Source organism: Cellvibrio sp. pealriver (assembly GCF_001183545.1).
In the GTDB taxonomy this organism is placed as follows: Bacteria; Pseudomonadota; Gammaproteobacteria; order Pseudomonadales; family Cellvibrionaceae; genus Cellvibrio.
Window position 1 is genome coordinate 326414 of the sequence record NZ_KQ236688.1, and the last position, 14657, is coordinate 341070.

The 14657-nt window shown below is 46.0% G+C and carries 13 protein-coding genes and 6 tRNA genes; 16 read left to right on the forward strand and 3 right to left on the reverse strand.

Annotation, left to right across the window (positions count from 1 at the left end):
* Nucleotides 1-248 precede the first annotated feature (248 nt).
* From VC28_RS01395 to VC28_RS01410, 4 genes are all read left to right on the forward strand, one after another.
* Nucleotides 249-324 (forward strand) — tRNA-Glu (locus tag VC28_RS01395).
* Between the two features lie 6 nt (nucleotides 325-330).
* Nucleotides 331-406, forward strand: a tRNA-Gly gene (locus VC28_RS01400).
* Nucleotides 407-502: 96 nt separating this feature from the next.
* Nucleotides 503-578: transfer RNA gene (locus tag VC28_RS01405), tRNA-Glu, on the forward strand.
* 6 nt (nucleotides 579-584) lie between these two features.
* A tRNA-Gly gene (locus VC28_RS01410) sits at nucleotides 585-660 on the forward strand.
* A 114-nt stretch (nucleotides 661-774) separates the two neighbouring features.
* On the opposite strand, the gene VC28_RS01415 is transcribed toward VC28_RS01410, so the two are convergent.
* Nucleotides 775-1197, reverse strand: a complete 423-nt coding sequence (locus VC28_RS01415; protein ID WP_231591612.1) for a PA2817 family protein — start codon at nucleotides 1195-1197, stop codon at nucleotides 775-777.
* Nucleotides 1198-1254: 57 nt separating this feature from the next.
* Between VC28_RS01415 and VC28_RS01420 the strand changes: the two genes are divergently transcribed.
* Genes VC28_RS01420 through queF form a run of 3 tightly spaced genes read left to right on the forward strand, consistent with a single transcriptional unit; the run spans nucleotide 1255 to nucleotide 3798 of the window.
* Nucleotides 1255-2187, forward strand: a complete 933-nt coding sequence (locus VC28_RS01420; protein ID WP_049629087.1) for an ABC transporter ATP-binding protein — start codon at nucleotides 1255-1257, stop codon at nucleotides 2185-2187.
* Nucleotides 2184-2957 carry an ABC transporter permease gene (locus VC28_RS01425; RefSeq protein WP_049629088.1) on the forward strand — a complete coding sequence of 258 codons (774 nt, stop codon included), beginning with the start codon at nucleotides 2184-2186 and terminating at the stop codon, nucleotides 2955-2957. The genes VC28_RS01420 and VC28_RS01425 overlap by 4 nt, the downstream gene beginning before the upstream one ends.
* Nucleotides 2958-2970: 13 nt before the next feature.
* Complete coding sequence (queF, locus tag VC28_RS01430; protein ID WP_197085470.1) at nucleotides 2971-3798, forward strand: NADPH-dependent 7-cyano-7-deazaguanine reductase QueF; 828 nt, start codon at nucleotides 2971-2973, stop codon at nucleotides 3796-3798.
* A 51-nt stretch (nucleotides 3799-3849) separates the two neighbouring features.
* Here the strand turns inward: queF and VC28_RS01435 are convergent, their stop codons facing one another.
* The gene (locus VC28_RS01435) at nucleotides 3850-5232 is read right to left on the reverse strand and encodes an adenylate/guanylate cyclase domain-containing protein (protein ID WP_049629090.1); all 1383 of its coding nucleotides are present in this window, start codon (nucleotides 5230-5232) and stop codon (nucleotides 3850-3852) included.
* A 142-nt stretch (nucleotides 5233-5374) separates the two neighbouring features.
* A complete protein-coding gene (locus VC28_RS01440; protein ID WP_049629092.1) occupies nucleotides 5375-6628 on the reverse strand; it encodes a hypothetical protein in 1254 nt (417 codons plus the stop codon).
* Between the two features lie 199 nt (nucleotides 6629-6827).
* On the opposite strand from VC28_RS01440, the gene VC28_RS01445 reads away from it, so the two are divergent.
* The 9 genes from VC28_RS01445 (at nucleotide 6828) to VC28_RS01485 (ending at nucleotide 14635) form a co-directional block, all read left to right on the forward strand.
* Nucleotides 6828-7391 carry a nitroreductase family protein gene (locus tag VC28_RS01445; RefSeq protein ID WP_049629093.1) on the forward strand — a complete coding sequence of 188 codons (564 nt, stop codon included), beginning with the start codon at nucleotides 6828-6830 and terminating at the stop codon, nucleotides 7389-7391.
* Between the two features lie 89 nt (nucleotides 7392-7480).
* Nucleotides 7481-7568 (forward strand) — tRNA-Ser (locus VC28_RS01450).
* 174 nt (nucleotides 7569-7742) lie between these two features.
* A tRNA-Arg gene (locus VC28_RS01455) sits at nucleotides 7743-7819 on the forward strand.
* A 230-nt stretch (nucleotides 7820-8049) separates the two neighbouring features.
* The gene (locus tag VC28_RS01460; RefSeq protein WP_049629094.1) at nucleotides 8050-9276 is read left to right on the forward strand and encodes a tyrosine-type recombinase/integrase; all 1227 of its coding nucleotides are present in this window, start codon (nucleotides 8050-8052) and stop codon (nucleotides 9274-9276) included.
* A gap of 251 nt (nucleotides 9277-9527) precedes the next feature.
* Nucleotides 9528-10505 carry a hypothetical protein gene (locus VC28_RS01465; protein ID WP_049629095.1) on the forward strand — a complete coding sequence of 326 codons (978 nt, stop codon included), beginning with the start codon at nucleotides 9528-9530 and terminating at the stop codon, nucleotides 10503-10505.
* Nucleotides 10506-10625: 120 nt separating this feature from the next.
* Nucleotides 10626-10862, forward strand: a complete 237-nt coding sequence (locus VC28_RS01470; protein ID WP_049629096.1) for a helix-turn-helix transcriptional regulator — start codon at nucleotides 10626-10628, stop codon at nucleotides 10860-10862.
* Nucleotide 10863: 1 nt separating this feature from the next.
* A complete protein-coding gene (locus VC28_RS01475; protein WP_049629097.1) occupies nucleotides 10864-11193 on the forward strand; it encodes a hypothetical protein in 330 nt (109 codons plus the stop codon).
* Nucleotides 11183-11578: a hypothetical protein gene (locus VC28_RS01480; RefSeq protein ID WP_049629098.1), complete on the forward strand. Its 396-nt coding sequence runs from the start codon at nucleotides 11183-11185 to the stop codon at nucleotides 11576-11578. The genes VC28_RS01475 and VC28_RS01480 overlap by 11 nt, the downstream gene beginning before the upstream one ends.
* A gap of 81 nt (nucleotides 11579-11659) precedes the next feature.
* A complete protein-coding gene (locus tag VC28_RS01485) occupies nucleotides 11660-14635 on the forward strand; it encodes a DUF927 domain-containing protein (protein ID WP_049629099.1) in 2976 nt (991 codons plus the stop codon).
* Nucleotides 14636-14657: the final 22 nt, after the last annotated feature.

The window sequence follows — 14657 nt, forward strand, 5'->3', positions numbered from 1 at the left end:
GTTTTTAAAACCCTATTGATTAAAAGTTGGGCATGGCATTACACATAAGTATAGCATTGAAAAAACTGGCGCAAGAATTTGCGCTTTGGATGACCTGTACCCACATAAGATAAGCGCTAAGTGCTTGTTTCCACTCTGATAAAAAAAGAAGTAAAAGTGTTGACACGAACGGGGGCGATCCCTAGAATGCGCCCCACTTCTGACGCAGACACTCGTTTGAAAAAACAAGCTAAGCACAGATGGTCCGGGTCCCCTTCGTCTAGTGGCCTAGGACACCGCCCTTTCACGGCGGTAACAGGGGTTCGAGTCCCCTAGGGGACGCCACGTTTAGCGGGAATAGCTCAGTTGGTAGAGCATAACCTTGCCAAGGTTAGGGTCGCGAGTTCGAGTCTCGTTTCCCGCTCCAACTTCTCTCACCAAGGGAAGTTAAAGTAGTAAGTAATACGTTTTAATCTGTTAGTGAAGTACGTTTTATTGTTGTCATCTAGGCAGCTTTCAAAATGTCCCCTTCGTCTAGTGGCCTAGGACACCGCCCTTTCACGGCGGTAACAGGGGTTCGAGTCCCCTAGGGGACGCCACATTTAGCGGGAATAGCTCAGTTGGTAGAGCATAACCTTGCCAAGGTTAGGGTCGCGAGTTCGAGTCTCGTTTCCCGCTCCAGTTTTACGCAATCCATTTCTAGTTTCATCAGTAGTTATACTGACCAGTAAAAATCTCTCTGGATATAATTTGCCCATTTGGGCGATAACGCACTCCTTTGCGTTTACTCTCTTTTTAATGCATACCCATCGATTTTGCGCGTGCTTCCTTGTAGCTGAAAGGTGTGTTTTGCTGTTTTGCATCTTCGCGTTGCTCATCCAGTCGCTGAAAAACAGCAATTTCCTCATCTGGCATGTAATGTAAGCAGTCGCCGCCAAAAAACCAGAGTAGGTCGCGATACAGTAGCGGCATCAGGTGTGGGTAGCTGCCGACAACACGGCACATCAATACTTGGCCCTGCTCTAAAAAACCAGTCCCCTGTGGTTGTTTCAATAAAAGTTCGAGTGCAGCGAGAAATTCCTGATCGTCTTCGCTGGAGAACTCAGTGTTAAATGGTGGTAATTGCTGGATCTGCGTACTGAAGGCGGTGAGTAACTCCAGATGATATGTGTAATACTCTTTATCATAAATAGATGGTTCTGAACTTGAAATCGACATGTTGCGCCCTGATCTGGTGGTAGATTTTCTGACCTTCATTCATTTCTGCGAGGGGTTATGACTCCGGCACTCTCACTAAGAAACCTGCGTAAAGTTTACAACGAAAAATTCGAAGCCCTAAAAGGTATTTCACTCGATGTGATGCCTGGCGATTTTTTTGCCATGCTCGGCCCTAACGGTGCAGGCAAATCCACCACCATTGGGATTATCAGTTCCCTGGTGCGCAAAACATCGGGAACGGTTGAGGTATTTGGTAAAAATATCGATACCGATTTTTCCGGAGCAAAAAAATACTTGGGCGTGGTTCCGCAAGAGTTTAATTTTAGTATGTTTGAGAAAGTGGAAGATATAGTGCTGCAACAGGCGGGCTACTATGGTTTGCCACGTAAACAAGCCGAGCTGCAAACCGAAAAATATTTGAAACAACTGAGTTTGTGGGATAAGCGTCATACACCTGCGCGCATGCTATCGGGCGGCATGAAGCGGCGCTTGATGATCGCGCGTGCGCTGGTTCATGAGCCGCAATTGTTGATTCTCGATGAGCCAACAGCAGGTGTTGATATTGAATTGCGTCGTTCCATGTGGGATTTTTTGCGCGAAATTAATGCTGCCGGAACCACTATTATTTTAACAACACACTATTTGGAAGAGGCCGAAAGCCTCTGCCGCAATGTGGCGATTATTGATCGCGGAACGCTTGTGCAAAACACCAGTATTAAAAATTTGTTGCAGCAGTTGAACAAAGAAACTTTCATTTTTGATGTAAAGGGGCATTTACAATCCTTGCCTCACTTGAATGGGCATCATGTTACACCAATTGATAATCATTCATTTGAGTTGGAGGTAGAAAAAGGGCAATCATTAAATGCGGTGTTTTCACAGTTGACTGAGCAGCAAATCGAAGTTGTCAGTATGCGCAATAAAGCCAATCGACTCGAAGAGATGTTTGTCGCTATGGTAAGTGCTAATAAAAATGAGGTGCAATCATGACCGTCAGTGAGCAGTGGATTGCATTTCTTACTATTTTACGTAAAGAGATAAAGCGCTTTACGCGCATCTGGATTCAAACATTGCTGCCCCCGGCGATCACAATGATTTTGTATTTCGTGATTTTCGGTAAGTTAATCGGCAGTCGTATAGGAGAGATGGGAGGCTTCAGCTACATAGAGTTTGTTGCTCCCGGATTGATCATGATGGCGGTGATCACCAATGCTTATGCCAATGTGTCATCGTCATTTTTTAGTGCAAAGTTTCAGCGCAGTATTGAAGAATTGTTGGTGTCGCCTACGCCTAATTATATTATTTTGCTGGGCTACGTAATGGGTGGTGTTGCACGCGGTATGGCGGTTGGTTTGATAGTGACGGGTATGTCGTTATTCTTTACTAATCTGCATATTCATCACTGGCTTACTACATTGTTCATTGTGTTTATGACCTCTGTATTGTTTTCATTGGCTGGATTCATTAATGCAATATACGCGAATACATTTGATGATGTTTCAATTATCCCGACATTTATTTTAACTCCGTTAACCTATTTTGGCGGCGTTTTTTATTCGATCAATTTGCTGCCGGAGTTTTGGCAACAGGTATCAATACTTAACCCAATTTTGCATATGGTTAATGCATTTCGATATGGCATGTTGGGTATTAGTGATGTTCATATCAGTATGGCATTGATTGGCCTGACGTTATTTGTGGTAATTCTTTTTGCTGTCGCTATGCATCTTTTAAAAACGGGTAAGCGATTGCGCGCTTGATTATGGAATTAATATGAGTCATAACCCTCTTGGGCAGCAGACAGAATATGTTTCTGAATATGCGCCCCAGTTGCTATTTCCAATTACGCGAGCTGAATCGCGTAAACACTTGTTGATAACTGATGTCTTGCCATTTTATGGTGTCGATATTTGGACGGGGTATGAGCTATCCTGGTTAAATCTTTCAGGTAAACCACAAGTGGCTGTTGCCGAATTCAGGATTCCGTGTGACAGCAAATACATTATTGAATCCAAATCATTCAAGTTGTATTTAAACTCTTTTAATCAAACTCGCTTTGCAAGTCAGAAAGATGTTTTGGTTGTGCTTGAACGTGATTTATCTGCGATAGCAAATGCAACTGTTGAGGTTCAATTATTGCCCATTACCCATGGCCACCCAAGTGGGCATTACTTGGAGTTTATTGCTCAGCCGACAGCCATTGAATTAGATGAATTAGATGTTTCTATCGATACTTATCATCCCTCGCCTGAGTTATTAATGACTGGATCAGCTATTGCTGAAGAGGTATTGGTCAGCCATTTATTGAAAACGAATTGCCCGGTAACCGGACAGCCTGATTGGGCCAGTGTGTTTATTTCCTACAAAGGTAATCAGATACTGCATGATAATTTGCTGCGCTATCTTATTTCTTTCAGGGAGCATCAGGATTTTCACGAGCATTGTGTAGAGCGGATATTTTGCGATATTTTGCGTGAATGCAAACCGCAATCGTTGAGCGTTTATGCGCGTTACACGCGGCGCGGTGGATTGGATATCAATCCATTTCGCTCATCGAATGAGCATGACAAGCCCTTCGATATGAGATTGATCAGGCAATAAACGAGCGAAATATATAAATCGGTGTTAACAGCAAAGTGATTATTTAATAAGTTAAATAATCACTTTGTCTTTCAAGCGGGCAGCTGCTTTTTCCAGTGATTCAATCACTTTTTGTTTGTCATAGTTACGCACTTTTTCCATATCCAAATACATGGAAAAGCCTTCGGCACGATCTTCAAAGTAGCTCTGGTTTTTACCCATTTCTTTACGCAAATCCGCAACTTGATACACTTTGACGGGCATTGAAAAACCTTTAACCTGGATTTCGCCTTTGTCGCGGCACATCACGGTGTCTTTCACCAGTGACCAAGTCTCATGGGAAATCAGGATTTCATCTGGTTCTGCTGCTGACTCAAGGCGGCTTGCGAGGTTAACTTGTGTGCCTAGCACTGTGTAATCGAGGTGATTGGATGTGCCGAAAGTACCTACGGTACAGTAACCGGTGTTGATACCCATACGAACTTGTAATGGCTTTTTGATACCTTGGTTAAACCATTCTTGTTGCATGGATTTGATACGTTTTTTCATGGCGATCGCCATGGCAACACAGCGTGTTGCGTCATCTTTTACGCCTTTGCTTGCACTATCACCAAAAAGAACCATGATTCCATCGCCCATGAACTTATCGATAGTGCCGCCATAATGGGCAACAATTTTCGACATCTCGGTCAGGTAGTGATTGAGTAATTCGGTCAATGCTTCCGCTTCAATTTCTTCGGACAATTGACTGAAGTCTTTGATGTCTGAAAAAAACACGCTGATGCGTTTACGTTCGGCTTGCAGGTTTTTATCGTCGCCACGATTAATGGCTTGCCAGACGGTAGGTGGTAGGTAGCGAGATAACTTATAAGCGCGGATCTTGTGCCATTTTTGCTCATTTTCGAGCTGCTTTTGACTGAGCATCAATTTGTGAAAGCGTTGATGCATGTAAATCGCGTAAACTAAAAAATAAGTTGCCACACCAATCAAGCTTGCGGCGCTTATCTGAATGCTGCTGGAAAGCACAAGTTGCGGTTTGTGTATGATCAAACTCAGGAGCACACCTACAGCAAAGGCGCTGTTGTCCTCCATCAACTTACGTGCACCGCCACTGATTAATGCGTTGAATTGGATCATCGTCAAGAACATGATGCAGGGTAGGATGCTGAAATCCGTCAGGCTTAGTACGATACCAATAAGGGCTGCATCTACATGGGATAGCCAGCGATTGATGCGGCTCATCAATTCCGGGATTTGTTTGCGGGTGAAATGATAAGTGGCGTAGGCGTATATCAATAAAAAGACAATCACACCCATGTGGGTGATGCTGGGGTTGTCCCAGTCAATAAAGGAAGCGAGCGTGCCGGATGCGGCAAAACAGATAAGTGCGCGAAAGTAATACTGTTGTATCGGTGATTCTGTTTGCAGCGGCTGACTTTCAGTCTTACTGTTCATTGGACTAAAACCTTGTTGTTATCAGTCAGTAAGTCAATCCCTACAATATTATTAATGCTTGCCCCAAGCCAGTGAATTAAACGGGTTTTTGGTGCAAATGTCCACTTGTTGGTGGTGCGCTGCCTCTTTTTCCAGTTGCTTATTATTTAAATTTCAATTCAAGGTATTTTTCTTCCAATTCGGTATATTGCTTGCGTAGCTCAGCAAATTCATCCTGAATTTTTTGGATGCTTGCCGGGTTGCTCTCGGTGCTTTCCGATTTTTGTTCAAGGTCGCTTTTTAGCTGATCATTTTCTTTTTCTAGGTCTTCCAGATTGCCCAGCAGTTCTTTGCTTTCTTGGGTAAAGCTCTGCAGGGTTTTTTTGATGCGTTGGTTTTCCTCCTCCAACAAGTGGTCTTTACCTAATAATTTTGCCTGCTCTGCTATTTGTTCGTGAGCCTTGTTCAGTTCTTCCTCTAACAATTGGACACAGGTATCGGATTCCTGCACAAAGCGTATCTGCCGTTGCAGCTGCTGTTCAAGCTCCTTGATGACTTGTTCTTTTTCTTCCGCACTTTCTGCTGTTTCCAGCTGGCGCTGCAGATTGTTGATGATGCGATATTGATCTGCCGCAACATTGCGCAGTTTCATAATTTCTTCGGCTGCACGGGGATCCTGACGTATGATGTTGATAGTCTTGTTTTCTACCGGTTGGCCAGTGAGGGCAGAGTTAGTGGATTGTATGTAGTGGCTAATATCGTTATAGCTGTTGCTGTATTGCCCTAATAACAGCTCATATTGCTCGCGGTCTGCGACACTATCGGCCATAGCGTACAGCTCATTGTAATAACCCTGAGCATTGGCTTGGGCTTCATTCCAGCGCTTCTCTAGATCAAAAAATAGCTTCTTGAATTTTTCCAGATTTTCTACCCGTTTTTTATACATCTCCAGTTCTTCGTTATTCTCGCTTGTGTATGACTCGGTGGGCTCGATTGTTGTTGGCAATAGTGGTTCGAGCGTCTCCCGAAAAATATTCCAATAACCTTCACTTCCCTGTACTTCGGTGGTACCTAATTCTTCTGCGCGCAGGAAGGCATAACGCAATGCGACAATACGCTGGTTAACGGGTTGGTCTGATGGTTGGAAATTGGCAATTTCCTGGCGGGGGGCAATTAGTGCAAAGCGATCCTGGGTTATTTCCAGTTGCTCATAGATCTGTTGCTTATACGTTTTGGCTGGTGTGCTGGCGGGTGCACTTGATGCGTTAATTGTACTGATCAGCTCACGTAGTTTGTCTTGTTGTCGGCGAATCAGTTTCTTTTGTTTGAATGCATATATCACCAAGAAAAACGCGGCAATCAATAATGCTACGTAAATTTCAATGGCGATTATCAGAATGAGAATGGGGACTTGCATACAATTAGTGGCCGTAGACTGTTATTAATGAGGCGATCTGGGCAGTCATCCTGCGGTATCCTTCTATCAATCGCTGATTTGGCTATCTTCCAGAAAGTATGGTACAGAATTGGCCAATGTTCGACCTGGTTATAACATCTACTGTTCATAGGCCTTTAAGCGGCAACCGTTTTTAATAGTGAAAGAGGAATAAGATTTTATGGATGCAATTACGGCATTACACCAGCGCGTCTCCAGCCCCCGGCTTACCGCACCTGCACCATCAACTGAACAGTTGGATGTGCTGTTCAGGGCTGCCGGGCGGGCAGCTGACCATGGCAATTTGCGTCCTTGGCGTTTTGTTGTCATCGAAGGCGAGGGGCTGCTTCGATTGGGCGACATATTCGTGAAAGCCGCTACTGCAAAAAATCCTGCTATCACCCAGTCAGAAATAGAGCGCTGCATTGCAATGCCCAAGCGTGCGCCCATGATTATTCTCGCTATTGCCAAATGCCAGCCCAATCCGAAAGTGCCCACAATAGAGCAAATTATTGCAGCAGGAGCGGCAACGCAGAACTTACTCAATGCGGCGTTTGCCTTGGGTATTGGTGCGGTATGGCGTACTGGTGATATGGCGTATGATCCAGTAGTGAGGCAAGCATTAGGCGTAGAGAATGGTGAAGAACTCATCGGTTTTATCTACATTGGTACCGCTACAGCTCCACCACATCAGCCGCGTGAACAAAACCCCGGGGATTTTTTTAGTATATGGCCACAGGAATAAGATTGCGTTTGGAGGTGTGCTTGTGTACATTAGCGCGCCTTCGCAGGGGGTAGCTAAAATGCCGCCAAGTTTGCGAAATTTTAAAATACGGTGAGATGTCCGAGTGGCCGAAGGAGCACGCCTGGAAAGTGTGTATACCGCAAGGTATCGAGGGTTCGACTCCCTCTCTCACCGCCATTAGTTCTGTGCAAACGTACGCGCATCGCAGTAGTCAGAACACTGCTTGTACAGATTGATCGAATTTTGTAGTTCATTGATTTATAAAGCATTAATTTTCCTTTCCCGAAAAAGAAAATCAAATTAAAGCTTGACTCACAAGAACCTGATCAATAGAATGCGCGCCTCAACAACGCACTCGTAGCTCAGCTGGATAGAGTACTCGGCTACGAACCGAGCGGTCGGAGGTTCGAATCCTCCCGAGTGCGCCATATTACTGTACGATACAGTCCAAAATCGTCCTAAACCCCGCGTAATTGCGGGGTTTTTTGTTTATACTCCATCCGATACAGTCCGATGCGATACCCCCGAATCCGATCAAGTTTGGGGGTATATTTGGGGGTACATTGAAATACCCCCGAATTTGATACCCCCAGACTTGAGAAATACCCCCAACGCATCCGGCTTGCACCCACTCATACCCCTACGGGCAGGTGACAGGATGGCGCTCACAGATATTCAGGTTAAAACAGCAGCCCCGAGAGAGAAGCCCTACAAGCTGGCTGACTCTGGCGGTATGCATCTCCTTATTAATCCCAATGGCAGCAAATACTGGCGACTGAAATACCGCATAGCCGGTAAAGAGAAGTCTTTGCCCTTGGGGGTGTATCCCGATGTGAGCTTAAAAGAGGCGAGGGCGAAGGCGGCAGACGCCAAGCGTGATATAGGTCAAGGGGTTGATCCGATGGCCGAGCGCAAAGCCCAAAAGCTGCAATTACATGCCGCCCATGAAAACACCTTTGAGGTTCTGGCCAATGCGTGGTTTGCGATGATCTCACCCGAGTGGTCGCCCACTCATAAAGAGCGCACCCAAAACCTGCTCAAAAACCATTTATTCCCGTGGCTGGGGCAGCGCCCTATAAATGAAATAACACCGCCGGAATTATTGGCCGTGCTACACAAGGTGCAGGATCGCGGATTATTGGAAACCGCCAAGCGCGCCAAACAGACTGCAAGCCAAGTATTTCGCTATGCAATACGCGTGGGCAAATTAACCAGTGACCCAAGCCGTGACTTAACCGGCGCACTCACCACCCCCAAAGTCACCCACTTTTCGGCCATTACAGAGCCGCAAGGTGTGGCCGCTTTAATGCACGCTATCGATGCCTATACCGGATCACCCGCCGTAAAAGCAGCGCTGCAACTATCCGCTTTATTGTTCCAGCGACCTGGCGAAATACGCCAAATGCGTTGGGATCAAATCGACTGGGACGCGGCAGAGTGGCGCTACTTGGTCACTAAAACCGACAAGCAACACATTGTCCCGCTGGCCGGTCAAGCGTTAAAAATCTTGCAGGAACTACAGCCCTACACCGAGCGCAGCGAGTTTGTATTTCCATCGGCTCGGGGTGCCGCACGGCCAATGTCTGAAAATGCGGTAAGGGTGGCACTGCGCACTATGGGTTATACCAATGAAGAAATGACGCCCCACGGCTTTAGGGCAATGGCGCGCACGGTATTGGATGAACAGCTTGGTTTTCCAGCGGAGTGGATCGAACACCAGCTAGCGCACAAGGTAAAAGACCCCTTAGGCAATGCGTACAACCGCACCAAGCATCTAAAACAGCGCAAAGAGATGATGCAGAAATGGGCTGATTACCTTGATGCCCTGCGCCTGCAAGCCCAATCCCCTAACGTTATTACCGCGAATTTCGGTCGAGCTGGTTAAAACGTTTCGACTACGGCGGTTTTGTAGTGGGGAACGCGGGGACACTGGGGAACGGTTACTCTCTCACGTAAGAAAATCAAAGAGTTAGATATAGTTTTATGTGTATTTATCGTTCCCCACTTACTTTTTAGAGAGTGGGGAACGTGGGGAACAATTGGCGGTTTGCGGCAACGGGCGAAACGACAATAATGATAATTATTCGCATGAAAAATGCCCGTTGCGCAAACTTAATTACAAGGCGTAGCTGTTTCATGGGTAATGATGAAGAACAATTTATTAATGAAGCTTCGGCGCAACTTGAGGCTAGGTGCGATAAAGACCTTAAAAAGCTGCGGCGTCAGTTGCGCGCAGCTGAGGCATTTGAAAAGCGCAATCAACAAGAATTGAAGGCGGGCTATTTAGATGATCTCCGGCACTCTCTGTCTAAACTTGAATATGGCTTTACCGAAAATAAAAAAGACTATCCCGATTGGGCACCTCGATCTCTTTTGAATCGCCTCTCTATATTGGATGGCGAGACAGGGGATTATCTCGGGCAGGGTGAATATGTAGAGGTGTTAGAGCAGCTGTGTACCAATAATCGAATGCGCAGCATATGGAGGTGGCTCAATAAAAATTTTCAGAAAAGTGAGTCTATTCCTAATTTTGACGTATTGGCATATCGATTTTCTAAGTGTGTATGTCATGCCTTTCATGGAATGAAAAGCTGGAACTCACTGACGCAGAAACAAGGAGAAAAGAAACTCAAGGAGATAGTTGGTCTAATCGGAAAGCTTTCAATTTTATTAGATGAATTTCCCGTTTCTGAGTGCGTTTTAGATGATTTTACTTCCGAGGAATTAAAGGCACTCAGGGATAGATTTTTTGGACATGTTCTTCGGGATGTGCGCTCTGAAATTCCGACTTATTTTTTATGGAAAATAGAGGATCATGCTGAGGAGCTATCTAGCAATTACGGGGATTTATATTTTTCAAGAAATAATCTCACTCTTAGCGATCTACTTAAAAGGGTTGAGTGTAGGCTAAGCAGTTCTTCTTTTAATTCCATAACTACTAACAATAGTGAGTCTGGCAGGTTGCGCTATTTTATTAGGGTTATGGCCAAATTTATGGAAGACCATTACGGATCAAGAAAAGACGCTCAGCTCGCGGAAATTGCGAATATATTTTTTGATACTCATGATATTGATGCAAAACGAGTAGCTGACTTGTTTAAGTCAAAGGCATAAAAATAGTAAAATAACAACCCGTAAAAAATAGAAATATTTGCGTTTTTTTCAGGTTTTTAAATCGATTTAACGCCTATTAAATACATAACCATCTAAACAAGACTAAAGGAGTCCGACTAGATGGTTAATCCCACCCCAATCAAAAACCAAGAACTTGGTTTTTACCGCGTTCCACAAATCACCGAATTACTCTGCATATCAAAAAGCACTTGGTGGCTATGGGTGCAAAATGGCAAAGCGCCGAAAGGCCGTAAGCTATCACCTGGCGTCACTGTATGGAGCCGTTCAAGTATTCACGCTTTTATTGAAAAGTTAGAGGCCGAAAGTACCGATACCACCCCGCCCGAGGCCGCCTAATATGACCTCTCGCACTCACGCCCAATACACCCAAACCCAAATCATAGAGCGCTGCGCCTGTATCACTCTGGATGATCTTTTGTCCCGTGGTGCTAATGCGCTCAACCCCATGTTTAAACGCCTTGCCAGCTTCATGCAAAGCGCCGCTGCTTACGATTGCGGCGCTCATTTATTGGAGTGGCCGGACGGCTCGCTAGTGTTGGTAATTAGCCATAACGCCCGCGACTTTTCGCAGCTATCGCCCGAGACAATTACCGCCGCTTATAGCTACACGGTGCGCGGTTGTGGGCTGATTTATCGTGACGTTGGGGGTGCCGACAATGCCGCCTAGTCTGCCGCTATTTCCGTTTACTGCATTGGATATTACGAAACCAAAAATCTATGAAGAAAAAGAGGACGCTATTCATGATCTAAAACAGCACGATAAAAGGCTTAGCGATAAGCAATATCAAGAGTTTTGCATCATCGAAAAAAGAAGGGATTATCAAAACTATTTTGTTCGTTATTTGGTTTGGGGTGATGGTAATTGGTCATGTGTATATGACCGTTTTAATTGGCCTTTAAGGGCTATTCAGCCCGGACAAATTGAGGCCGCATATCACGCATGTAAGGTGCTAATCGATAACCCAAAACAAATACCTAAGCATTGGTTTCACTTAAATGTAGGGGCGTTTATTGATCTGACCATCATTGATGAGGTGCGTATTGATAGCTAATACCGGCTTAGTCTCGCACTGAATGCCGCCCTTATCGGGTGCGGGAATAACGTTTGTTCATTGAAAAAAGAGTTTTTTAGAATGGGTAAAAAACTGGATTTTAAGAAAATAAATTCACTGGCTTTGGCGCAAGCTGAATCCATTGTTAGCCACTACGCTCCGGACGGGAAATTAAATGGCCGCGAATGGGTGGCGCGCAATCCCAATAGAAACGACAGCAAGGCCGGTTCGTTTTCTATCAACGTTGATACCGGCGTATGGTGTGATTTTGCCACTGACGACAAGGGCGGCGATTTGGTGAGTTATGTGGCTTATGTGTTGCGCCTAAGCCAAGGGGATGCGTTTAAAACACTGGCGCATTATTTGGGGGTTAGTGATGAACCCTTGGGCGAATTTGAGCGCACCAACACGGCCACACCGACACCCCCAAAGGCACCTAAAGAGCCAGCCTTTAAACCGATATTACCGCCACCACCAGACGCCGCCAAAACATGCCCTGTGCATTTTCCGCAATTCGGTAAGGCTTCGCACTATTGGAATTACAAAAGCGCATCTGGTGATCTGCTTATGCGTGTGTGTCGCTTTGATCGCACTACCAGCGCAGGCGAACGCGCCAAGGAATATCGCCCCGTTGTGTATGGCACTGGCACCAGCAAAGGCAAAGAGCGCACTGGCTGGCACTGGCGACAATTACCGGACAATCGACCGCTCTATGGGCTGGATTATTTGGCCGCTGCGCTGGTATCGGCTCCCGTGGTATTGGTCGAGGGTGAAAAAGCGTGTGATGCAGCGCGTGGGCTGTTTAATGCGTTCCCGTGTATGACGTGGAGCGGTGGCAGTAAAGCGATTGGCAAAACCGACTTTGCGCCCTTGGTTGGCCGTGATGTGTGGTTGTGGCCGGATAACGATTTGGCTGGTGATAAAACTATTGATGTGCTGCGCCCTGTGCTGAATGCCATAGGAGTTAAATCGTTTCGGGTTTTTGATTTATCGGTGTTTGCCCGTTTCATACCTGGCACCGGTGGCCAGTTGGTCGAGGGTGAATATACATGGCCAGAAAAAGCAGACGCCTTTGATGCAGTTGCACAGGGTTGGTTATCGCCACACATAAACGAACTGGTGCAACGTAATGCGCTGTTATTGCCATTAGAAGGCGAGACACCAGCACCGCAACCCATCATCACCCCCAATGACGAAAACGCCACCAGCGATAAAACAAGCGCAATCCCTTATGGTTTTAAAGTCGATGATGACGGGGTGTATGCCTATGATCCCAAAGCCGAAAAACACCGCCGGATTTGTTCGCGGCTGGATGTGCTGGCCTATTGCCGTGATGCTAATGATGCAGGCGATAACTGGGGAATTTTGGTGCGGTTTAATAACCGTGATGGCAAAGAAAAACGCCTTAATTTTCCGCTGGAATTGTTCGGCAGTGATGGCGGTACCGAAGTCACCAAACGCCTATTAGGTATGGGGCTGGAATATGACGCCCACCGCGAGAGCAAGCGCAAAGTATTGGAGTATTTACAAGGCCATAAAACCCAAGAGCGTATCGGGTTGGTACACAAAACCGGCTGGCACAAAAGCGCGTTTGTATTGCCGGATCGCATTATTGGAGGCACCGAAGAAACACTATTGTTTTATACCGAAGGTGCAAGCCTGTGCAAATTATCCGAGCGCGGCACCTTGGCCGAATGGCAAGAAAATGTAAGCCGTTATTGTATCGATAACCCCTTGGCCTTGTTTGCGGTAAGTGCGGCTTTTTCTGCGCCCTTGGTTGATTTGCTGGGGGTGGAAACAATGGGTTTTCACTTTTATGGCGATAGCTCTTGGGGCAAGTCCACGCTGTTAAATATTGCGTGCTCGGTATTTGGTAAACCGGACGATTATAAAAAAACGTGGAGATCAACTTCTAATGGTATGGAGGCCGTAGCCGCTTCCCATTCTGAGATGTTGTTAGCTCTGGATGAAATAAACCAAATGGAAGGCCGATATGTGGGCGAGATAATTTATATGCTTGGCAATGGCAGTGGAAAGACCCGTGCAAATGATCGTGGCGGTGCGCGTGATGATTCGCACCGCTGGCGCTTTACGTTTTTATCCAATGGTGAAAAAACATTAGAGCAATACATGGGCGAAGCCGGTAAAACTCAAACCGCCGGAATGGAAATGCGCTTTTTGGAAATACGCGCAACATTGCACGATTCAGAGGCCGATATTAAACGCATGGGGGTGTTTAACAATGCGCATGGGCTAATGGGCGGCGCGGCGCTTTCAGAGCTACTAAAAGGCACTATGGCGCAATACCACGGCACAGCCTTTCCCGCGTTTTTAAATGCGCTGGTGCGAGAGCTGGAAGGTGACAAGCGAAGTAAATTTATTGCATCCATGTTGTCGCGGTTGGAAAAATTCAGAAAGGAACGCTTAACCGATAATGCCAGTGGGCAAGTGCATAGGGCTGCGGTTAAATTTGCGTTAGTGGGTTGGGCGGGTGAGTTGGCCACACACTGGAAAATCACCGGTTGGCAACAAGGTCAGGCGATTAATGCAGCGGCCAATTGTTTTAATACCTGGCTTCGCGCCCGTGGGGGTGATGGCAATTTTGAAGAAAAGCAAATGTTGGAGCATGTGCGCCAGCAATTCACCAAATACAGTGAATCACGCTTTAAACGCTGGGATGATCCCGAAGAAAGTAAAAATGCGGTGATCGATTCGCATGTACCTATTGCGGCTGAATGCTGGGGTTATCGGCGTGAGCCGCGCATTAAAGATTATTTAGAGGGTGATTCGTCAGACGTGATTTTTTACGTTTACAAAGACGCATTTAAAAACGATATTTGCAAAGGTTATGACCATAACCGCATCGCCAAAATGCTGCGCAACTTGGGGGCTTTACAGCCCACGATAGAGGGCAATGGTAAGGAACGTATGGATAGAAAAGAAAAGCTACCACGCATGGGAAATAAACGGGTTTGGTGCTACAAAATCACGCTATCCGCGTTAATGGCCGAAGGCGAGGAAAGCGAAAGTGATTTACAAAATGTTGCGGGGTTTTAGTGGTTAGTGAGTGATAAAAAAG

Bases quoted from the DNA above. Each gene is read 5' to 3' on its own strand.
- VC28_RS01485 (WP_049629099.1), top strand. From the start codon at position 11,660: ATGGGTAAAAAACTGGATTTTAAGAAAATAAATTCACTGGCTTTGGCG.
- queF (WP_197085470.1), top strand. From the start codon at position 2,971: ATGAGTCATAACCCTCTTGGGCAGCAGACAGAATATGTTTCTGAATAT.
- VC28_RS01415 (WP_231591612.1), bottom strand. From the start codon at position 1,197: ATGTCGATTTCAAGTTCAGAACCATCTATTTATGATAAAGAGTATTAC.
- VC28_RS01445 (WP_049629093.1), top strand. From the start codon at position 6,828: ATGGATGCAATTACGGCATTACACCAGCGCGTCTCCAGCCCCCGGCTT.
- VC28_RS01475 (WP_049629097.1), top strand. From the start codon at position 10,864: ATGACCTCTCGCACTCACGCCCAATACACCCAAACCCAAATCATAGAG.
- VC28_RS01425 (WP_049629088.1), top strand. From the start codon at position 2,184: ATGACCGTCAGTGAGCAGTGGATTGCATTTCTTACTATTTTACGTAAA.
- VC28_RS01420 (WP_049629087.1), top strand. From the start codon at position 1,255: ATGACTCCGGCACTCTCACTAAGAAACCTGCGTAAAGTTTACAACGAA.
- VC28_RS01435 (WP_049629090.1), bottom strand. From the start codon at position 5,232: ATGAACAGTAAGACTGAAAGTCAGCCGCTGCAAACAGAATCACCGATA.
- VC28_RS01440 (WP_049629092.1), bottom strand. From the start codon at position 6,628: ATGCAAGTCCCCATTCTCATTCTGATAATCGCCATTGAAATTTACGTA.
- VC28_RS01465 (WP_049629095.1), top strand. From the start codon at position 9,528: ATGGGTAATGATGAAGAACAATTTATTAATGAAGCTTCGGCGCAACTT.
- VC28_RS01480 (WP_049629098.1), top strand. From the start codon at position 11,183: ATGCCGCCTAGTCTGCCGCTATTTCCGTTTACTGCATTGGATATTACG.
- VC28_RS01460 (WP_049629094.1), top strand. From the start codon at position 8,050: ATGGCGCTCACAGATATTCAGGTTAAAACAGCAGCCCCGAGAGAGAAG.
- VC28_RS01470 (WP_049629096.1), top strand. From the start codon at position 10,626: ATGGTTAATCCCACCCCAATCAAAAACCAAGAACTTGGTTTTTACCGC.